The 20,956-nt window shown below is 43.5% G+C and carries 20 protein-coding genes; 10 read left to right on the plus strand and 10 right to left on the minus strand.

Translation table 11 applies throughout. The features are described 5' to 3' along the window. Positions 1 to 121 precede the first annotated feature (121 nt). Genes ybaK through RM544_RS11250 form a run of 3 tightly spaced genes read left to right on the plus strand, consistent with a single transcriptional unit; the run spans position 122 to position 1,486 of the window. On the plus strand, positions 122 to 703 hold the full coding sequence (gene ybaK, locus RM544_RS11240; protein ID WP_311361887.1) for a Cys-tRNA(Pro) deacylase: 582 nt from the start codon (positions 122 to 124) through the stop codon (positions 701 to 703). Between the two features lie 23 nt (positions 704 to 726). Beyond that, positions 727 to 1,212 carry a GNAT family N-acetyltransferase gene (locus RM544_RS11245; protein WP_311361888.1) on the plus strand — a complete coding sequence of 162 codons (486 nt, stop codon included), beginning with the start codon at positions 727 to 729 and terminating at the stop codon, positions 1,210 to 1,212. 25 nt (positions 1,213 to 1,237) lie between these two features. Further along, on the plus strand, positions 1,238 to 1,486 hold the full coding sequence (locus RM544_RS11250; RefSeq protein WP_311361889.1) for a DUF2164 domain-containing protein: 249 nt from the start codon (positions 1,238 to 1,240) through the stop codon (positions 1,484 to 1,486). 89 nt (positions 1,487 to 1,575) lie between these two features. Here RM544_RS11250 and RM544_RS11255 read toward each other — a convergent pair whose 3' ends face one another. Both RM544_RS11255 and RM544_RS11260 read right to left on the minus strand, forming a co-directional pair. Beyond that, on the minus strand, positions 1,576 to 2,517 hold the full coding sequence (locus RM544_RS11255) for an aldose epimerase family protein (protein WP_311361890.1): 942 nt from the start codon (positions 2,515 to 2,517) through the stop codon (positions 1,576 to 1,578). An 11-nt stretch (positions 2,518 to 2,528) separates the two neighbouring features. Further along, complete coding sequence (locus RM544_RS11260; RefSeq protein WP_311361891.1) at positions 2,529 to 2,984, minus strand: Lrp/AsnC family transcriptional regulator; 456 nt, start codon at positions 2,982 to 2,984, stop codon at positions 2,529 to 2,531. Between the two features lie 159 nt (positions 2,985 to 3,143). Between RM544_RS11260 and RM544_RS11265 the strand changes: the two genes are divergently transcribed. Beyond that, a complete protein-coding gene (locus tag RM544_RS11265) occupies positions 3,144 to 4,409 on the plus strand; it encodes a methionine gamma-lyase (protein ID WP_311361892.1) in 1,266 nt (421 codons plus the stop codon). A gap of 58 nt (positions 4,410 to 4,467) precedes the next feature. Here RM544_RS11265 and RM544_RS11270 read toward each other — a convergent pair whose 3' ends face one another. From RM544_RS11270 to RM544_RS11280, 3 genes are all read right to left on the minus strand, one after another. After that, on the minus strand, positions 4,468 to 5,391 hold the full coding sequence (locus RM544_RS11270) for a DMT family transporter (protein WP_311361893.1): 924 nt from the start codon (positions 5,389 to 5,391) through the stop codon (positions 4,468 to 4,470). A 15-nt stretch (positions 5,392 to 5,406) separates the two neighbouring features. Next, the gene (locus RM544_RS11275; RefSeq protein ID WP_311361894.1) at positions 5,407 to 7,167 is read right to left on the minus strand and encodes an acyl-CoA dehydrogenase family protein; all 1,761 of its coding nucleotides are present in this window, start codon (positions 7,165 to 7,167) and stop codon (positions 5,407 to 5,409) included. A 68-nt stretch (positions 7,168 to 7,235) separates the two neighbouring features. After that, positions 7,236 to 7,859 (minus strand): hypothetical protein, encoded by a 624-nt coding sequence (locus RM544_RS11280; protein WP_311361895.1) that lies wholly within the window; start codon positions 7,857 to 7,859, stop codon positions 7,236 to 7,238. A 259-nt stretch (positions 7,860 to 8,118) separates the two neighbouring features. Here RM544_RS11280 and RM544_RS11285 point away from each other — a divergent pair, with 259 nt between their 5' ends. Both RM544_RS11285 and RM544_RS11290 read left to right on the plus strand, forming a co-directional pair. Continuing rightward, a complete protein-coding gene (locus RM544_RS11285) occupies positions 8,119 to 9,201 on the plus strand; it encodes an efflux RND transporter periplasmic adaptor subunit (protein WP_311361896.1) in 1,083 nt (360 codons plus the stop codon). Positions 9,202 to 9,209: 8 nt separating this feature from the next. Then, a complete protein-coding gene (locus RM544_RS11290) occupies positions 9,210 to 12,332 on the plus strand; it encodes an efflux RND transporter permease subunit (RefSeq protein WP_311361897.1) in 3,123 nt (1,040 codons plus the stop codon). A gap of 188 nt (positions 12,333 to 12,520) precedes the next feature. Here RM544_RS11290 and rpoD read toward each other — a convergent pair whose 3' ends face one another. The 4 genes from rpoD to rpsU form a co-directional block, all read right to left on the minus strand. Beyond that, the gene (gene rpoD / locus RM544_RS11295; RefSeq protein ID WP_311362097.1) at positions 12,521 to 14,350 is read right to left on the minus strand and encodes an RNA polymerase sigma factor RpoD; all 1,830 of its coding nucleotides are present in this window, start codon (positions 14,348 to 14,350) and stop codon (positions 12,521 to 12,523) included. A gap of 306 nt (positions 14,351 to 14,656) precedes the next feature. Next, positions 14,657 to 16,426 carry a DNA primase gene (gene dnaG / locus RM544_RS11300; protein WP_311361898.1) on the minus strand — a complete coding sequence of 590 codons (1,770 nt, stop codon included), beginning with the start codon at positions 16,424 to 16,426 and terminating at the stop codon, positions 14,657 to 14,659. Positions 16,427 to 16,545: 119 nt separating this feature from the next. Further along, positions 16,546 to 16,989 carry a GatB/YqeY domain-containing protein gene (locus RM544_RS11305; RefSeq protein WP_311361899.1) on the minus strand — a complete coding sequence of 148 codons (444 nt, stop codon included), beginning with the start codon at positions 16,987 to 16,989 and terminating at the stop codon, positions 16,546 to 16,548. Between the two features lie 100 nt (positions 16,990 to 17,089). Further along, entirely contained in the window at positions 17,090 to 17,305 is a 216-nt protein-coding gene (gene rpsU / locus RM544_RS11310; protein WP_014109792.1) for a 30S ribosomal protein S21, read from the minus strand. Positions 17,306 to 17,577: 272 nt separating this feature from the next. On the opposite strand from rpsU, the gene tsaD reads away from it, so the two are divergent. Continuing rightward, a complete protein-coding gene (gene tsaD / locus RM544_RS11315; RefSeq protein WP_311361900.1) occupies positions 17,578 to 18,591 on the plus strand; it encodes a tRNA (adenosine(37)-N6)-threonylcarbamoyltransferase complex transferase subunit TsaD in 1,014 nt (337 codons plus the stop codon). Positions 18,592 to 18,609: 18 nt separating this feature from the next. On the opposite strand, the gene plsY is transcribed toward tsaD, so the two are convergent. Beyond that, the gene (plsY, locus tag RM544_RS11320) at positions 18,610 to 19,212 is read right to left on the minus strand and encodes a glycerol-3-phosphate 1-O-acyltransferase PlsY (protein ID WP_311361901.1); all 603 of its coding nucleotides are present in this window, start codon (positions 19,210 to 19,212) and stop codon (positions 18,610 to 18,612) included. Between the two features lie 83 nt (positions 19,213 to 19,295). Between plsY and folB the strand changes: the two genes are divergently transcribed. From folB to RM544_RS11335, 3 genes are read left to right on the plus strand one after another with little or no spacing between them, the layout of a single operon-like run. Beyond that, positions 19,296 to 19,649, plus strand: coding sequence for a dihydroneopterin aldolase (folB, locus tag RM544_RS11325; RefSeq protein WP_311361902.1), 354 nt, complete (start codon positions 19,296 to 19,298; stop codon positions 19,647 to 19,649). Next, positions 19,649 to 20,152 (plus strand): 2-amino-4-hydroxy-6-hydroxymethyldihydropteridine diphosphokinase, encoded by a 504-nt coding sequence (gene folK / locus RM544_RS11330; RefSeq protein ID WP_311361903.1) that lies wholly within the window; start codon positions 19,649 to 19,651, stop codon positions 20,150 to 20,152. Before folB ends, folK begins: the two co-directional genes overlap by 1 nt. After that, positions 20,149 to 20,949, plus strand: a complete 801-nt coding sequence (locus RM544_RS11335; protein WP_311361904.1) for an undecaprenyl-diphosphate phosphatase — start codon at positions 20,149 to 20,151, stop codon at positions 20,947 to 20,949. Before folK ends, RM544_RS11335 begins: the two co-directional genes overlap by 4 nt. Positions 20,950 to 20,956 lie beyond the last annotated feature (7 nt).

Below are 20,956 nucleotides of genomic sequence, written 5' to 3' on the forward strand. Positions count from 1 at the left end.
TTACCAGTATCTAAAAAGCCAGCATTAGCTGGCTTTTTTATTGTTTCAAATTTGATGCTAACGATAATTGGACACACCTGTTTCTGTTCTTTGCTAATGGAGTTGGTTTGTTTAGTTAAGCATGTTTGAAGATTGGAGCTGCACAGCCTCGCAAATAGGTGTGTCCGATTTAGGCGATAAGCCAATGATTTTTTGGTATTGTATTGCTCGAAAAATAAATGACATTGAGACAAGTATGACGCCGGCGGTGATATTCCTCGAGCAAAAAGGAGCGCAATTCCAAGTGCTTGAATATTCGCATGATCAAATGACTGAAAGCTATGGCTTGGAAGCTGTTGAGAAGTTAGGTTTGGAGGCGAGTGCTGTTTTTAAAACCTTGGTCGTTGCCTTAGATAGCGGGGAACATGTCGTCGCTCTGGTGCCTTCTCGAAACAAACTAAATATGAAGCAACTTGCCAAATCGGCGAAAGCTAAAAAAGCCACAATGGCCGAAGTGAATAAAGTGCAGAATATGACGGGATACATCTTAGGAGGTGTGTCCCCTTTTGGGCAAAAGAAGCGTTTGAAAACCTTCGTTGACAGCAGTGCCATCTCACACGACTTGATTTATGTGAGTGGGGGGAAGCGAGGCTTAGAGCTTCAGATTGTTCCTACATTGTTAAGTGAATACTTGGGTGCTACATTTGTGAGCATCGCAGAATAATAAATAAAATAAGGGGCGCTTTAATGGAAATAAAGATTATTAGGGTAGATTACAGTAATACGAAACAGGCTAGTGATTTACTGATGCTGCTGAATGAATATGCTGAAGATCCGATGGGAGGAGACGCTCCGCTATCTGCATTTTCAAAGGAAAATCTTATCGAGCAGTTAAAAAAACGCCCATTTGTTTTCTCACTTATCTGTTATGTCGATGGCGAACCCGCCGCATTCACTAATTGTGTTGAAGGTTTCTCAACTTTCAAATGTAAGCCGCTTATCAATATCCACGACTTTGCAGTAAGTCGCAGATATCGGGGCTATCAATTAAGTCAAAAGTTATTGGCTGAAATAGAAACTATTGCCCTCGAAATGGGATGTTGCAAGGTTACTCTGGAAGTACTAGAAGGCAATGAGGTTGCGAAACAAGCCTACATAAAGTTTGGTTTCATCGCTTACGAGTTAGATCCTCAGGCTGGAAAAGCCATGTTCTGGGAAAAACCATTACCTTAACGATACTTCAAAACAAGGGATCTCAATGACAATAGAGTTCAATAAACAAGAAAAAGAAATTCTGGTGAGCAAGCTACAAGCTTACATGACTAAAGAGTTAGAATTTGATCTGGGGCAATTCGATGCGGAGTTCCTAATTGACTTCATATCGGAAGAATTAGGCAATTATTATTACAATCGTGGTGTGTATGACGCAAAAGCTAGAGTTGACGATAAAGTCAATGAAATCTCAGAAGCGTTATACGATATCGAAAAACCGACATCTCTCCGATAAATCTCATAACGATTAAAACCATAGAGCGTTAAAAGAAGGCTGGTTAGTTGCTTTAGCGGTGTTTAAAGCATCACTAAATAAATAGCCTTCTAAATAGAAACATACCGATAGCTAACATATCGCTTATATATCTCGCCCGGTCGAAGGATGTCATGTTCTAAGGCTTCTTGATTAATCGCGTCAGGATAACCTTGTGCTTCTAAGCAGACGGCGCTTTGTGGTGTTGGTAAAAAATTACCGGTATATAGCTGCACACCTATGTGGTCAGATTCAAGTTCTAAGCGAAGGCCATTTTTATGAGAAGTCAGACTTGCCATATTGATTGCGCTAGCTCGATAGCAATGATCATAAATACCGAGTGCTAGTTTTTCTGAAAGTAAGGCGCCATCATTAAAATCAAACCGAGTTCCTTCAACGGGGGTAAAATCTCCTTGAGGAATACTTTCATCATCGACTTCTAGGTATGCATCAGCACGCACAGTGAGCTCTAAATTATGCACAGTGTCTTCGCCCATAGTAAAGTAGGCATGGTTGCATAAATTGATTGGGGTCGCTTTTGTTGCTGTGGCGATAAACTCAAACCTCAGCTCGTTAAGCTGGTTGAGCGAATAAATAATATCTACGGCGAGATCGCCAGGAAAGCCTTGATCACCGTCACCCGATAACAAAGAAAACTTAATCAAGTTATGCTGAGCATTAACACCATCAGTATTCCATTGTCGCTTGGCAAAGCCATACTGACCGCCGTGCAAAGTATTTTTTCCTTCATTAACCGACAATTTATATTCACAGCCGTCTAGTATAAACGCAGCCTTAGATATTCGATTGCAAACTCTACCCACACTGGCACCCATATATGCGTCATCCTGTAAGATAGCGTCATCACTTTGATGATTAAGGGTTGTTTCAACTAGTTCACCTGACTTGTTTGGCACCTTTATAGATAAGATACGAGCACCAAAATCACATAGCTCTACTGTCATTCCATTGTCATTGCGTAAGGTATATCGTTTTATTTTGCCTGAATCCACTGACTGAGCCTTTAAATTTTGGGGAATGTACCGGTTTTTTTAACCGTACCATATGCGAAACTAGTGTCTATCGATGCGATACTGCCAATGGGATGAAGTACCTTGCGAACAAATACTTCGTACTCATGCAAATCAGCCACAACAATTTTCAACAAGTAATCAGAAACCCCAGTCATCACATAGCATTCCAAGACATGCTCGGCGAACTCAATGTGTTGCTCGAAGTTCGATACGACATCGGCTGTATGCTTTTCGAGTTGCACTCGCGCGAATACTGTAATTGGCAGGCCATACGCTTGCTCATCAACTTCAACGCCATAACCTTTAATGATGCCTTCGTTTTCTAAATTACGTAAACGACGAAGGCAGGGCGAGGGACTCAAATTTACCTTTGCAGCGAGCTCTTGGTTGCTCATTCTGCCATCTGCTTGCAGTTCGCGAATAATTTCTCGGTCTTTACTGTCCATCTTAGGCTTTCCTGATTGCGTATTTAAATCATTCATTTTGGCATTTTATGCTAATTCACTCAGAAATTAGAGATAAACTAGCATGAAAAAACCTTTGATTGAAGCATATAATTTGCAAAATATTGATTGTGCATTTCAAGTCCGATGGATATGAACGAAATGCACTTATTTGCTGAACAAGAGGTCATCATGAGCACCAATAGAAAGCACTTTTCTACTTTAGCAATACATCATGGCTACAATGCCCAAGATAACGAAGGTGCATTGACACCGCCAGTTCATTTTACATCGACTTTTGCCTTTGAAACGGCTGAAGCCGGAGGAGAGATGTTTGCGGGAGAGAGACAAGGGCATTTTTACTCACGCATTTCCAACCCAACCTTAGACTTGCTTGAAAAAAGAATTGCAGCATTGGAGGGAACGGAAGCCGGACTTGCCTTAGCTTCTGGTATTGGCGCGATTTCCTCGACCATGTGGACCTTGTTGTCGCCAGGAGATGAAATCATTGTCGATAAAACCTTATACGGCTGTACCTTCACTTTCTTAAATCATGGCCTTGCTAAGTTTGGAATAATTGTGACTCATATAGATCTTTCTGATCCGGAGTTATTACGCCAAACTATCTCAAAGAAAACCAAAGTGGTGTACTTCGAAACTCCAGCGAACCCAAATATGCGCTTGGTTGATATCGCTGAAGTGAGCAAAATTGCACACAGCCACGACGCTATGGTGGTTGTTGATAACACCTATGCGACACCCTATCTTAGCCAGCCAATTCAACTGGGAGCAGACATTGTTGTACACTCAGCCACGAAGTACTTAGGCGGGCATGGAGACTTAGTTGCCGGTTTAGTTGCGGGTAAACAAGAAGTTGTTGATCAAATCCGCCTTTACGGTATGAAAGACATGACTGGCGCGTGCATGGCACCGTTCAATGCAATGTTGGTCATGCGTGGTTTAAAAACGCTCTCTTTGAGAATGGACCGACATTGTCAGAGTGCGGCGCGCGTTGCTGAAGTGCTAGAATCGCATCCTATGGTAGAAAGTGTTTGTTACCCAGGCTTGAAGAGCTTTCCTCAACATGACTTAGCCAAAAAACAAATGTCTGATTTTGGTGGCATGATCACCTTTGAGGTAAAAGGTGGGATGCAAGCAGGTATTAAAGTCATGAATGCATTGCAGATGATACAGCGAGCCGTTTCTCTGGGAGATGCTGAGACTTTGGTGCAACACCCAGCAAGTATGACTCACTCAACTTATACGCCAGAAGAACGTTTGGCGCATGGTATTAGTGACGGCTTAATCCGTTTATCGGTTGGCCTTGAAGAGCTCGACGACATTATTGAAGACCTTCATCAAGCCCTAAAAGTATTGGATACAGAGAAAGCCAGCGCAAAGACGCTTGCAGAAGCAATGCCGGCGTAAGCGCGGATAAACAAATTTTGTCTCTTCTGTTCAATATTTGAAGAAAATCATGGCCACGTTATGTGGCCTTTTTATTTTCTTGTGATGACAACACAACCATTGCAACACCGCCTAATATTGCACAAGAAGATAGGATTAAACGAAGGCTAAGTTGCTCCTCCAGCCATATAATACCGCCTATGGTAGCTATCACAGGAACGGTGAGTTGTAGTGTGGCGGCAGAGGCCGATTTTAAATTAGGCAATACGGCATACCAAATCGCATAACCAATACCAGAGGTAATTGCGCCTGACGCGATAGCTAGCGCAATACCGTATGTGGACAGCTCTAGCATATTCATCGATAGCAGCATGAGCACTATGCAAAACGGAAGACTTCGGACAAAGTTCTCTGTTGTTGCCAAAGTAGGTAAATGTACTTTCTTTCCTTTAATTGAATAAACACCCCATGCTATGCCTGCAATCATCATAATTAGGGAGCCAATGATAGGAGGAGCACTGATCCCAGGTAAAAACAGATACACTAAGCCAACTATCGCTAGAATAAAGCCTAACCATTGTAGTGCTGAAAAACGTGTCCCGGTGACTAAGGCCATGCCCAGCATGGTAATTTGCACTGCCGCAAACAGGATGAGAGCGCCTGTACCAGCAGGAAGTGTAATATAAGCGAAGGAAAACCCCGCCGCATAAACAAAGAGAGATAAACCACTTATCCAATCACTGTTCTTAAAACTGATGGAATGAGTGTTACCTGAATTGGAGGACGAAGACCCCTCCACGTTGACTTTATTGTGTTCTCGAGCTGAACTGAGCCGCAAAAAAACAACGATTAAAATCAATGTTACGGCGCCACTCAGCAGCCGAACAGCAGTAAAACTACTAGGATCTATTGCACCTTTTTCAAGCGCTAGTCGGCACAAGACAGAATTGCCCGCAAAAGCGAGCAATGCCAAGCTAGTTTTAATGATCAGTGCAAGGTTCAAACGCTAGTGGCTTACTTAAACGTAATCAAATTCTTGATCGCTCAAGGCCAATAGGTCGTCGGCCGCAGACAAGACAACCGCTTTGTGAACGTCTTTTCTTGGCAGAATACGCTTCATGAAGAACGCACAGGTATTCGCTTTCCCTTTTTGAACAAGTTCGTTGCTAGATTGGGCAGCAGCATCGGCCATGTCCAACCAGAGTACGCCTAGAATACAATACGCGCTGTAATGCAAGTAGTCCGTGGCAGCACCAGCAACATCCTCTGGTTTTGCATTTAAAAGGGCGGTAGAAGTTTGTTCCCACTCTTCAAGCAAGGCTGTTGCATCTGCTTGTTTAGTCGCATCTTTCATGACGGCAACTCGGCTTGATAATAGGTCAAAAGTCGCTTTTAGCATGTCGCCGCCATCACGAGTCAACTTTCGGCCAATTAAATCGGCAGCTTGTATTCCGTTTGTGCCTTCATAAAGCTGAGCAATACGTGTATCACGCACTAACTGCTCCATTCCCCACTCGCGAACATAGCCATGACCGCCATAGACTTGAATGCCAATATTGGTGACTTCAGTACCCATATCGGTCATAAAGCCTTTGCAGATAGGAGTCAGAAACGCGATGACTTTTTTCGCATTGTCATGACGCTCATCTGAGGTGTACTTTTCAACATCCATTTGCTGTGCATAAAGCATCGATAATGCGCGGCAACCTTCAGTGAGTGACTTTTGCACCAACAGCATTTTCTTTACATCAGGTTGATGAATAATTGCATCAGCTTTGCTCTCTGGCTGCTGAATACCTTGTGGTGCACGAGACTGTAAACGCTCTCTAGCATAGGCTAACGCCCCCTGATAAGAGGCTTCTGCAGCGCCTAAACCCTGCAAACCTACTTGGAAGCGCGCATCATTCATCATTGTGAACATGCAAGCTAAGCCTTTGTTCTCTTCACCTACTAACCAGCCAGTGGCATCGTCATAGTTCATCACGCAAGTTGGGCTGGCTTTGATGCCCATTTTTTTCTCAATACTACCAACGTTTAATGTATTTCTTTCGCCAGGTTCACCATTTTCATCTAATAAAAATTTGGGTACCAAAAACAAACTAATACCGCGCACTCCCGCGGGCGCATCAGGTAGACGTGCTAAAACGAGATGGATAATATTGTCAGTCCAATCTTGGTCGCCACCGGTAATGAAAATTTTGTTTCCGGTCACTTTATATGAACCATCGCCTTGTGGGATCGCCTTAGTATTCAATAAGGCCAAGTCAGTTCCAGCGTGCGGTTCGGTTAAATTCATTGTACCGGTCCACTCACCACTTATAAGTTTTGGCAAGTAGGCTGCTTTTAATTCGTCGTTGGCATGTTTGTCTACCGCAAGCACCGCGCTTTCTGTGAGCATTGTCGTTAGTCGCCAGCTTAAGTTGGCTGCGTTCAACATTTCGTGAACAGGGACGGCTACAGAATAAGGTAGATCCTGGCCATCAAAATCAGGATTACCTAACATGGCGTTCCAACCATTTGCAACATACTCATGATACGCCTCAGCGAAACCCTTAGGCGTCGTTACTTGGCCGTCGACAAGTTTGCAACCCTCTTCATCGCCTTCGCGATTTAATGGCGCGACCGCTTCTTCAGCGAACTTTGCACCCTGTGCAATGATCTCATTAACGAGTTCTGCATCCATACCTTCTGCACCAATTTCTTGATAATGCTTATCGATGGCTAACCAATCGTTTAGTAAAAATTGGACGTCAGTAATTGGGGCTGTATATTGCGGCATGGTAACTCCGGTATTTTCTAGTTAAGTCTTCGTCTTTACATCTACGCTGAAAAACCCAAATTGGACGCTTATTCCGGTGAGTTTGTCGGCGGTGATTCTAAAACTTGTGTGGTTGGACCAGATGTTGATTCTACAAAACCTATCGACACATAGCCATCTCTATACATAATTAAATTATCTGGGTGGCGCCAAACGTCATTGCGAGTATCAAAGGGATCGATAAATACGATTTGCTCCGCTTTCGGTGAAGCCCAATCTGGCGGGTCAATAGGGCCATCATAGGCATTAAAACCGCTGTGTAAACGACACGAAAACAAATGAATACCGTTTTGAGTAATGCCAAGTAATTTATCGACTTCTACATTAAAGCCAGTTTGCTGCCACATTGCGCGATGAGCCGTGCATTGTGCAGCTTCTTGTGAAAGAGAATCCGCATAAGGCAGGTCATATTGCCCATTAGCGCTATGCGCTAACACCATGAGTGTGTTTTGTACTCGAATAAGACAAGCGGCTGGACCTTGATAATTTGCTTGAAAGTCTTGTGCTATACGGCACGTAGGTGACGGAGGAGGGGCTTCACTACAAGCTCCTAACAGTAGGGTGGCAATAAGGCCGATAAGTTTAAATCCAGTTTTCACAATACGCAGTACTAGTAGGCAATAAGCAGAAACACTAATGTGCGAATGGATCATAATCAAGCTTTAAACGTATTCTTTTGCTGTATTGACTCAATCGAGATCATGTCTCGACAAAACTTAATAGGTAAAAGTTAGCTAAAATTGCCGATCATACTACTATTAGTACATAGCAATTGGGCTTACAATAGCGCCCAATTTTGACGTTCAATGAACGATGAAAGGCGTAATAAGTTTTTGCAACAGTGTTTGCTTAGTTTTATTCGTCAATGAAAATAATTTTGTAAGTGCAATAAAAAAATCACTAGGAAATGTAATGACCAAATTTGTAAAGATATCTCCGTTATTGCTTGGCGCAATTGCGTTGATTGGTTTTGTAGTTTATTTGAATTTTCCTGCGTCGGAAGACCAAGGTCAGCAAAGGAGAGGTGGGGCAACAGCGGTTGTCGTAGCGGCGGCAGAAACACAGGCGTTTCCTATTATTGTAGAGGCTCTCGGCACCGCGGTTGCCAATGAGTCTGTTAATTTGACTGCCCAACAAGCTGAGATTGTTAAATCTGTGATGTTTGAAGACGGCGATATTGTTCGAAAAGGCCAATTACTCGTTCAGCTTAGTGATCGTGAAGAGCGAGCGAGAGTGAACGAGCTAGCGATTAATATTGCTGAGGCCAACCGTCAACTCACTCGAATCAAGGGCTTAGCTAAACAAAGTGCAGCTTCAGAGCAGTTGCTAGATGAGCAGAAAGCACGTGTCGATGCTTTAAATGCTCAAAAAGATGTTGCCGATGCACAGTTAGCCGAGTTAGAGGTGCGCTCACCATTTTCTGGTCGCCTAGGTATCCGTCAGGTCAGTATCGGTACTTTGGTTCGTCCGGGTGATGTGATTTCAACGTTGGATGATCTTAGCTTGGTAAAAGTCGACTTCAGTATATCTGAACTTCATTTGGCGAGTGTCGCAAACGGTCAAAACATAGAAGCAAAATCAATTGCCTACCCAGGTGAATCGTTTAATGGAAAAGTAACCAGTATCGATTCTCGTATCGATCCCGTCACTCGCTCTATTCAAGTGCGTGCACAAATTCCGAACCCTGACTTAAAACTCCGTCCAGGTATGTTGCTACAAATAAACGTCGAAAAGCGGGTTGTCGATGCCTTGGTGATTCCTGAAGAGGCGCTTATTCCAGAAGGTGAGTCTCAGTTCGTCTATATCATTGATGACGAATCAAAAGCGCGTAAAACGAAAGTGATTGTGGGACAAAGAAAGCCAGGTTGGGTGCAGGTGTTAGATGGGCTAGAGGCCGGTCAAAACGTTATCACCGAAGGTACCTTAAAGGTGAGAGATGGTGGTGAAGTAAACATTGTCCCTGCTGAGATTAGTTCAGCTAGTACTCAGTCTTAGGAGGCAACATGTTACTATCTGATATTTCAGTAAAAAGGCCTGTATTCGCATCGGTCGTTAACTTAATTTTGTTAGTCTTCGGGATTGTGGCTATCTCGTTTTTGTCCTTGCGAGAATACCCAGATATCGATCCGCCAATTGTGTCGATCAATACAAGCTACCCGGGTGCTTCAGCAGAAATTATTGAAACACGCATCACCCAACTGATTGAAGATCGGATAAGTGGTATTGAAGGCATTAAAAACATTACCTCATCTAGTCGCAATGGTCGGTCGAGTATTACGATTGAATTTAATTTAAGTCGAGACATTGATGCTGCGTCCAATGATGTACGTGAAAGAGTATCCCGAGTACTGAATAACCTTCCTGATCAGGCATTGCCTCCGGAAGTTTCAAAATCGAATAGCGATGAAGACGTGATTGTTTGGTACAACCTGCGTAGTACTAACCTCAACACCATGGAGCTAACAGACTATGCTGACCGCTTCATTGTTGACCGACTATCGACCGCGCAAGGTGTCGCTCGCGTGCAAATTGGTGGCGGTCGCACTTACGCGATGAAAGTGTGGTTAGATCGCAACGCAATGGCTGCTCGTGGTATTACCGTGAGTGATATTGAACAAGTTATTCGTTCTGAAAATGTCGAACTGCCCGCGGGACGTGTAGAGTCAAACGAGCGTGATTTTGATGTGCGTGTTGCGCGCTCCTTCTTAACGCCTGCAGATTTTTCGAATCTGACAGTCGCTGCAGGTGCGGACGGCTTCTTGGTGCGTCTGTCCGAAGTGGCTAGAGTTGAATTGGCAGCAGAAGATGACGAAACTGAGTTTCGCGGTGATGGCGTGAACATGATCGGTTTAGGTATTGTAAAGCAATCTAAAGCCAACACACTTGACGTTGCGCGCTCAGCGAAAGCTGCCGTGAAGCGTATTGAAGAGACTTTGCCAAGCAATATTTACTTCGTAGAAAGTTACGATTCCTCCGTGTTTATTGAAGAATCAATTAATGAGGTTTACAACACCCTTGGCATCGCTATGTTTATGGTTATTGTGGTCATCTACCTATTTTTAGGCAATGTGCGAGCAACCATCATTCCGGCTGTGACAGTTCCCGTATCACTGGTTGCGGCCTTTATTGTCATGTATATGCTTGGCTTCTCTATCAACCTATTGACACTGTTAGCCTTGGTCTTGGCCATTGGTCTGGTGGTAGATGACGCCATTGTTGTCTTAGAAAATATTTATCGTCGAATCGAATTAGGCGAACCCCCAATATTGGCCGCCTATCGTGGCGCCAGAGAGGTGGGTTTTGCGGTCATTGCGACCACCTTGGTATTGATATCTGTGTTTTTACCTCTGGTCTTCCTAGAGGGAAATATTGGTCGGTTGTTCACTGAATTTGCAATTGCCATTGCAGCTGCAGTTGCCTTCTCTAGCTTCACAGCATTGACACTTTCTCCCATGCTTTCTTCAAAATTATTGAAAAAACGTGAGCGTAGTTCTGGCTTTGGTCGCTGGATTGACGTGAGTTTCAAGAAGTTGGAATTGCGATATTACAATAGTCTAGGAACAACTATTAAGCAGCCCTTGGTCATGTTTATCGTAGTCATAGTGAGTATCGTCGCACTTGTTCAACTACAGAGTAAAATTCCTGAGGAATTTGTACCGAGAGAAGATCGAGGCAACTTCTTCATTCTGATGCAAGCGCAAGAAGGGGCGAGCTATGAGAGCAACGCAAGAAACTTAGCGAAGATTGAAGAGATTTTGCTGCCTTATAAAGAATCGGGTGAGGCTAAACGAATTTTAGTTCGTACACCAGGCTTCGGTGGCACCGCAGGTATTGCTATTGTTGGCGCAGCTGATTGGGACACGCGTAAACGGACTACTTTTGAGTTGATGAACGAAATTAGTGGCAAGCTATCTCAAATCCCCGATGTGCGTGCTTTTGCGATAATGCGCTCTGCTATAGGTGGTCGTGGTTTAGGCCGACCAGTTGAGTTTGTTCTGCAAGGTAACACCTATGAGGAACTGATCAATTGGCGTGATATCGTATTGGAAAAGGCTGCTGAAAATCCAAAGCTTCTGCGTTTGGATTCTGACTATAAAGAAACGTCGCCACAGCTACTGGTCAACATCGACAGAGATCGTGCCGCTGATTTAGGAGTGTCGATTTCTGAGGTAGGGCGGACGCTGGAGACAATGTTGGGGCAACGCCGAGTATCTACTTATTTGGACCGTGGCCAAGAATATGATGTGGTACTGGAGGGTAACGAAGCAGACTATCGCAGCCCAAGTAGTATCGACAACATCTATGTGCGTTCTCAAAGAACAGGTGAGCTGATACCCATGGACAATCTATTGGATATTAGTGAGCGGGCAACGTCGAACACCTTGAATCGTTACAATAGAATGCGTGCCATCACAATCAGTGCCAACTTAGCCGACGATTATACTGTCGGTGAAGCCTTAAGTTTCTTAGAGAACATTGTAGCCACTGAGTTACCTGAGGGTGTATCAATTGATTACAAAGGCCAGTCTCAGTTGTACCAAGAGTCAGGCTCTTCATTTATCTTTATTTTTGCGCTCGCATTGGCAGTCACCTATCTAGTGTTAGCTGCACAATTTGAAAGTTGGATCCACCCACTCGTAATCATGTTGACGGTGCCTCTAGCACTCGTTGGTGCCTACGTTGGTCTGTATCTGTCAGGAATGTCTTTGAATATATACAGCCAAATAGGACTGGTGATGCTCATAGGCTTAGCCGCTAAGAACGGTATTCTTATTGTGGAGTTTGCAAACCAACTGAGAGATACGGGTGTTGAGTTTGAAGAGGCGCTTAAAAGAGCCTCTATGCTAAGATTACGTCCTATCGTGATGACTGGCTTTACAACTGTATTCAGTGCACTGCCTTTAGTATTAGCCTCAGGTCCAGGAGCAGAATCTCGTGCTGTAATAGGTATGGTTATCTTTGCTGGTGTCATGTTCTCTGCCTTCATGACCTTGTTCATAGTGCCTACCGCTTACGCACTTCTAGCAAGAGGAACGGGTTCACCAGAGAAGCGCTCTAAGAAGCTAGATGAACTTGAGAAAGAGCTTCCCTACAAAAAAGGCAATGCCGATAACGAAATAAGCTAAATCGGACACACCTATTTAGGTTCTAATTGCCAAACCTTTTAGACCCTGTAGGTGCACCGTTATTCTTCATACTCCACGACATAGCTGACAATTAGCTTAAGACTTGAAATGGGTGTGTCCCATAATCTAAAAATATCGAGACAAAAAAAAGCCCCGCAGATGCGGGGCTTTTTGTGTAGACCTGTTTCTTACTCGTCTAGGAAGCTTTTCAACTGCTCAGAGCGACTAGGATGACGAAGCTTGCGTAATGCTTTCGCTTCTATCTGTCTGATACGCTCACGGGTTACGTCGAACTGCTTACCTACTTCTTCTAAAGTATGGTCAGTGTTCATATCGATACCAAAACGCATTCTCAATACTTTTGCTTCACGGGCTGTTAAACCTGCTAGCACTTCTTGAGTTGCGTCTTTTAAGCTACCACCCGTTGCTGAATCCAATGGTTGGATAATCGTGCTATCTTCAATGAAATCACCTAAATGCGAATCTTCATCATCGCCGATAGGGGTTTCCATTGAGATTGGCTCTTTAGCGATCTTCAGGACTTTGCGGATTTTGTCTTCAGGCATAATCATGCGTTCTGACAATTCTTCCGGTGTTGGCTCACGTCCCATTTCCTGCAGCATTTGACGAGAGATACGATTCAATTTATTGATCGTTTCAATCATGTGAACTGGAATACGGATAGTTCTTGCTTGGTCAGCGATAGAACGCGTGATTGCCTGGCGAATCCACCATGTAGCATAAGTTGAGAACTTATAACCACGGCGATATTCAAACTTATCAACGGCTTTCATCAAACCGATGTTACCTTCTTGAATCAAATCCAAGAATTGTAGGCCACGGTTAGTGTATTTCTTCGCAATTGAGATAACCAAACGAAGGTTAGCTTCAACCATCTCTTTCTTCGCACGACGGGCTTTCGCTTCGCCGATAGACATTCTGCGGTTAATGTCTTTTATATCTGGGATGACTAAGCCAGTTTCAGCTTCTACCGCATTCATTTTGCTTACGCTTCTTTCGATTTCTTCTTTAAATTCAAGAAGCTTTTCAACGTAAACAGCCTTACCATCTAATATTTTGTACAACCAGTCGGTGCTGGTTTCGTTACCAGCGAAAGCTTTGATAAAGTCTTTCTTAGGCATTTTGGCATTCATGACACAGTACTTCATTACCAAACGTTCTTGGATACGCACTCTGTCCATCATGCCGCGCATGTTTTTAACCATGCGATCAAATTGTTTTGGTACTAGTCTGAACTCTTTAAAGACTTCGCTTAATGCGTTAATTTCTTTACGAGCAGCTTTGTGAGAACGACCTTTAGATTCGATTACATCGCGCGCTTTCGCATATTGGTCGCGAAGTGCTGCGAATTTTTCTCTCGCTAGCTCTGGATCAACACCAGTATCTTCTTCTTCCTCGTCCTCATCATCTGAATCGTCATCTTCGTCTTCAAGTTCTTCTTCAGACAGTTCGGAGCCGATATGTGTTGCGGTTGGCGCAACGTCTTGCTCGTTTGGATCGACGAAACCAATGATGATGTCACTAATACGAATTTCTTCCGCTTCGTAAAGGTCCCATTGATCGAGTAAGTAGGTTATTGCTTCAGGATATTCCGCGACTGAACACTGTACCTGGTTGATACCGTCTTCAATACGTTTAGCTATTTCGATCTCACCTTCACGAGTTAGCAGCTCTACTGTACCCATTTCACGCATGTACATGCGGACAGGGTCAGTCGTGCGGCCAATTTCACTCTCAACAGTGGCGAGTGCTTGTGCAGCAGCTTCAGCAACGTCTTCGTCGGCAGTGGTTTCTTGCATAAGTAGCTCGTCAGAATCTGGTGCAGACTCTGATACCTGGATACCCATGTCGTTTATCATTCGGATGATGTCTTCGATCTGATCCGAATCGACGATATCTTGAGGTAGGTGGTCGTTTACTTCTGCGAAGGTCAAGTAACCTTGTTCTTTACCTTTTGCAATCAGGAGTTTTATCTGGGACTGCTTGCTTTGCACAATATACCTTACATTTCATTATGAGTTGTTAAACGCGAATGGACTAACTATTTGATAGTAAAACCATTTTCAACCCGTTAAACGATGCTATGAAAAACAGCACATAGCTCTCTTTATCGTAGCGTTTGCGAATTAGCTAGTATAACACTAAATGCGTACTTTTGACTATATTTTGTTGTTTACGTGCGCTTACATGTATGGGTTTAATTCACAAACGCAAGGTGCGTCGGCACAATATACTTGCGTAAATAAAACTATCCAATTACGTCAAGCAAGCAGCAGTACAAGGAATGTGGCGCTCAGTTGCTCCTAGTTTAACTTCATCACAAGTAGATTAAGTTCCTTTTGCTCCTGCTCACTTAGCTCTGAGAATTTGGCCTTGGCCATTAACTCATCTAATCGAGCAGTGAAGTGCCACTTTAGGAGCTTTTTAAAACAACCTACATACTCCGATTTTACGTTTACTCCCGGAGAGATTAAATCACTGTCGAGCAACTGCGCTAAGTGTTTCACATTTGGGTGCTCTCGAAATGCTTCCAGTACCATGCCGGTATTGGCTTTAGGGTTAGCGTAGCAATAAGCATGCAGGTCAATAAGCAAAGGAATACCAGGAATAGCAGTGTGTTTGAGCGGCGCTAGTTGTACGTTTTTACACTCGTAGGCTAGATGAGGTGAATCCATTAGTAATAACAGCATCATCCGCAATGGTGATTGTTTGATTTTCTGCGGTGTTTTGTAATCAAGCTTTTGCGGCGCTTTTCGACTGTTTGCGTCTTTCATGTCACGGGCTAAGGTTTCTTTTGCTTCTTCCCCGAATAAGCGACTCAGGTCAAAATTCAATAAGTCACGTTGATTATCACCTTGAATCTTTTCAATCAATGGCACTGCTTCGGCTTTTAAGGCTGCTTTCCCTTCATTGGAAGAAACCGAGTGGCGTTGTAATAAGTTGTCGAAGAAGAATTTTGATAATGGCACAGCATCATTTAATAGTGCTTCAAAGGCTTCTTTGCCAATTTTGCGCACCATCGTGTCAGGATCTTCGCCGTCAGGTAAGAACAAGAACTTCATCGCAACGCCATCTTTTAAAAAGGGTAGGGCGTTTTCCAAGGCTCGCCATGCCGCTTCTCTTCCCGCGCGGTCACCATCATAGCAACACACGATCTCGGCCGTTGATTTAAACATCGCTTGAATATGTTCAGGAGTGGTTGCGGTGCCCAATGCTGCTACTGCATATTGAATATCAAATTGGCTTAATGCCACGACATCCATATACCCTTCAACGACTAATAGGCGATCTAATTTGCGATTGTTTTTGCGTGCTTGGAACAGGCCAAAAAGCTCAAAACCTTTATGGAAAATAGGGGTCTCTGGGCTATTCAGGTACTTAGGACCATCATCTTCCATTACTCGGCCGCCAAAGCCGACAACTCTGCCGCGTTTATCTCGAATAGGAAACATGACTCGGTTTCTAAAGAAATCGAAGCGTTTTTTATTATCATTTTGTGAAATGAGTTTTAATTCTAATAAACGTGATTGCTTGTGTTCATCCGTCCCGAAAGTTTTTAATACAGAGTCCCATTCAGGTGGCGCAAAGCCCATGTCCCAAGCTTTAACAACATCGCCACTGAGGCCACGTCCTTTTAAATAGTCAATTACCTTGGGAGCTTCTGGATGGTTCTTTAACTGGTGTTGAAAGTAGCGAGTGACCGATTCCATCAATTGATAATCTTGCTCTCGCTGACTTTTTTGCTGGGCCGTGGGAGCGGGAGCACCGCCTTTCTCTCTAGGCACTTCCATGCCATAAACTTTGGCGAGTTCTTCAATGGCCTCTGGAAATTCCAAGCGGTCGAATTCCATCAAAAAACTAATCACATTCCCTTTCGCACCACAGCCAAAACAGTAGTAAAACTGCTTCTCTTGGCTTACAGAAAAAGAAGGACTTTTTTCATTGTGAAAAGGACAGCATGCTTGGTGATTTTTGCCTGCTTTTTTAAGTTTAACCCGAGCATCAATGATATCAACGATATCGCTTCTAGCGACTAAATCGTCAATGAAATCTCTAGGTATACGGCCAGCCATGTAAGTCCTTTTAAGGGAAGAAAACTGAGAATAGTGAGTGAATAAATATAGCGATAAATACTAAAAGAACAAGCTCAAATTGTAATGAGCTTGTTCTTGTCCATGAGTATGGCGATAGACTAAGCGAGCTTTGCTTTAATGCTTCCGCTTAAGGCGCCCATATCAGCGCGACCGGTGACTTTTGGTTTCAACCAGCCCATCACTTTACCCATATCTTGCATTGAAGCTGCACCCGTTGCGGCCATGGCTTCGTCGATAAGCGCATTGATTTCTTCTTGCGTAAGTGCTTTTGGTAAGAAGCCTTGTAATACTTCTATTTCAGCCACTTCAACATCGACCAAATCCTGTCGGTCCGCAGCTTTAAATTGAGTGATTGACTCGTTACGCTGTTTCACCATTTTAGTCAAAATAGCGAGTACATCAGTATCATTCAATTCAATGCGTTCATCTACTTCACGTTGTTTAACAGCGGCTAAGGCCATGCGCAAAGTCTTCAAAGTAGCCTTGTCTTTTGCACGCATAGCCACTTTTTGTGCTTCTTTCAATGAATCTAATAGTGTCATCAGCTTATTCCTTCTTGCTTTTTTCGGCAGAAACAAAAACGGACGTCATAAAGACGCCCGTTTTGAATTTACTTGGCTCAGAGCCAATTAAGTTGTGGTATTAATACAACTTGATACGACGTGCGTTTTCGCGAGCTAACTTCTTCATGTGACGCTTTTTAGCAGCAGCTTTCTTGCGCTTGCGTTCCCAAGTTGGCTTTTCAAAAAATTCGCGACGGCGAACTTCAGATAGTACACCCGCTTTTTCACATGAGCGTTTGAAGCGTCTAAGCGCGATATCAAACGGTTCGTTATCTCTTACTTTCACGATTGGCATTAATTCATCACCTTAAGATGTTATATCTACCAGGTATGTATTTTGTACCCGGGCTTAAAAAATGGTGCGGAATACTAAAACTTTTACACAGACTTGTAAAGCGATTTAGCGCAAAAATATTTACTTTTGTTGGTTTTCCGCGTGCGGTGCGCAGTATATACTAGCCCACCAGCGAATGCACCGAGATCTGGTGTGTTTTTAATACTTTTTTCTGGTCCTTCACGTAACTTACTGAAAGCCCTAATAAGTTGACATAATAACTGAGCAAATACATGAAAATTCTTGGCATCGAAACATCTTGTGATGAAACCGGCATAGCGATTTACGACACTGATTCAGGGCTGTTGGCGCACGAGCTATACAGCCAAGTTAAGTTACATGCTGACTACGGTGGTGTTGTGCCTGAGTTGGCATCAAGAGATCATGTTCGCAAAATAGTGCCGCTAATTAAACGAACCTTACAGAATGCGCAGTTGAGTTCAGATGATATTGATGGCGTGGCTTTTACTCGGGGACCAGGTTTAGTTGGTGCACTGTTGGTTGGCTCTTCTGTCGGCCGCAGTTTGGCTTATGCTTGGGATGTTCCTGCGGTCGGTGTACATCATATGGAAGGACACTTACTCGCCCCTATGCTGGATGACAATCCACCTGAATTTCCTTTTATTGCCTTATTAGTGTCAGGTGGTCACAGTATGATTGTTGACGTTCAGGGTATTGGCAGTTACGAGGTGCTGGGCGAATCGTTAGATGATGCGGCAGGTGAAGCATTTGATAAAACTGCAAAATTACTTGGGCTGGATTATCCAGGTGGTCCCTTGCTTGCGAAACTTGCCGAAAAGGGCGAGCCAGGTCACTACAAATTTCCACGTCCTATGACAGACCGCCCCGGGCTGGATATGAGCTTCAGTGGTTTGAAAACCTTTGCCGCAAATACGATCCGTGCTTGCGACGGTTCTGAGCAAGCAAAGGCTAATATTGCTTATGCTTTCCAAGAGGCTGTTGTAGATACACTGTTAATTAAGTGTCAGCGGGCGCTGAAGCAAACCAATCAGAAACGATTAGTCATTGCAGGTGGAGTCAGTGCCAATAAACAGTTGCGTGCGTCTTTGCAAGATTTGAGTAAGAGAAAAGGGATAGAGGTTTTTTATCCCGCCTTTGAATATTGCACAGACAATGGTGCGATGATCGCCTACGCTGGCGCAAAGAGACTGCAAGCCGGCGAATCAATAGACCTCAACACTAAAGCCATGCCGCGATGGCCACTTGATACCCTGTCAGCGATATAAACGGCCTGTTAGCAAACTTTATTCGTTAACTTTGCCTTTCTTCCATACTTTACTTTCTTGTCCTTTCAGCAAGCGCCGGATATTGGCGCGATGCTGAAACAGGATCAGCATAGAAAGCATTAACACTGGGTAGGTGTACTCTGGTTTGAAATAAAAAGTATAAATTGGTGCAAGGCTTACGGTCACTATCGCGGCTAAAGAAGAGTATCCGCTAATCAATACCACCAATAACCAGGTGCCGAATAACCAAGCCGCTAATGAATACCCCATAGATAATAAACATCCAAGCGCAGTCGCCACACCTTTTCCACCTTTGAATTTAAAATAGATTGGGTACATGTGTCCCAAGCACGCTGCTATTGCGACTAAACCTAAACCAATTTCGTTTATTCCCAATAAATATGCAGAGTAGACACTAAGGGTTCCTTTTAACACATCAAAGACGAGTACCAGAACGGCGGCGAATGGCCCGGCGATACGAAGAATATTTGTTGCGCCAGGGTTTCCTGAGCCTTGCGTTCTAGGGTCACCCTTGCCGAATAAATAACTGATTAAAATAGCGCTTGAAATGGACCCTAAAAGATAGGCAGCAAAAATCATCATCAGAATGAATGAAATCATATACTTGCTCCCTGTGTTCACGTTACACTTAGCACTAGATTACTAGAAGGTAGCCAAAATCGCTAGACGATTACATTATTCCAATGGATTTAGTTAAAATACAGGGCCTGACAGTTCAGGCATTAATTGGCGTGTTCGACTTCGAACGCCATGAAAAACAAAGGCTTATACTCGACCTCGATATGCATACTTGTTTGCAAAAAGCGGCCAGTTCAGACAATGTTGAAGACACGATTGATTACGGTAAAGTAGCGCAACGGTTAACTGAAATTGCAGCCTCATCGTCGTACTATTTGCTTGAAGCTTTAGCGAAAGAAATGATTGATACTATCTTCGCCGAGTTTGGTCCAGACAAGATGACGTTGACTGTTAACAAGCCAGACATATTGAAAGAAGCAAATAATGTCGCTATCAGCATGACTCGTGAGCGTAATTAGTGTCTCATTTTATCCTCATTAGTGTTGGTTCTAATATTGATAAAGACAAGCATACTTCAGCTGGGTTAAGCGCTCTAAATGAGGCATTTTCACAGGTTCAATTATCGCCAGTCTATGAAAGTGAATCAGTTGGTTTTGATGGCGACACCTTTTACAATCTTGTGGTTTCAGCATATACCGATCAGAGCATAGAGAACGTCTGCGCTACCTTAAAACAAATTGAAGACGATAATGGTCGCGTGCGAGGTTCAGCAAAGTTCGCCTCGCGCACTCTAGACTTAGACTTGCTTACCTATGATGATGTGATCACATCTGACCCCATAGAACTCCCTCGCGGTGAAGTGTTATATAACGCCTTTGTCTTGCGTCCTTTGGCAGACTTAGTACCGACCTACAAACATCCCGTGGTAAACACATCTTATGCAGCACTTTGGCAAGCATACGATAAAAGTAAACAAAAGCTCTGGCTTGCAGACTACACATGGAGCAAAGTGACAAAATGACTTGGTTTGAAATTATCATATTAGCGATTATTCAGGGACTAACTGAATTCCTTCCTATTTCTAGTTCGGCACATTTAATCTTACCCGCTGAGGTCCTTGGTTGGCAGAATCAAGGATTAGCCTTTGATGTAGCAGTGCATGTGGGAAGTCTGCTGGCGGTGATGATCTACTTCCGTAAAGACATTTATCGTTTGGCGGTAGCATGGTTTTCACACGGCTTGAGCAAAGATCAAACCACCGATAGCCGTCTAGCTTGGTGGATTATTATTGGTACCATTCCTGGTGTTATTTTTGGTTATTTGATGAAGGATTGGATTGCCTTAAACGCAAGGACGGCGTTAGTTATTGCCATTACTACCATCGTGTTTGGTTTGTTGTTGTGGTACGCAGATTTCAAAGCGAAACAAGTCAAAACAATAGAAAAAATTGGACTAAAAGAAACCTTGTTTATCGGTTGCGCTCAAGCTATCGCAGTCATCCCAGGTACCTCGCGTAGCGGTATTACAATGACGGCTGGCCTGATGATGGGCCTCGACCGTGAAAGCACAGCGCGCTTCTCATTTTTACTATCAATACCGATTATTTTGGGAGCTGGCTTGCTTTCTGTCTTGGATTTTTTAGAAAATGTCGCTAAAGTCAGTTGGCAAGAACTTTTATACGGTGCCGCCTTCTCCTTTGTTGCCGCCTATTTGTGCATATTCTTGTTTTTAAGCTGGATTTCGAAAATTGGTATGTTGCCTTTCGTTATCTACCGTTTGGTATTAGGTTTAGTATTGTTATATATAGTTTTAGGGTAATTTATAT

It is taken from the genome of Brumicola blandensis (assembly GCF_031846165.1).
Classification (GTDB): Bacteria; Pseudomonadota; Gammaproteobacteria; order Enterobacterales; family Alteromonadaceae; genus Glaciecola; species Glaciecola blandensis.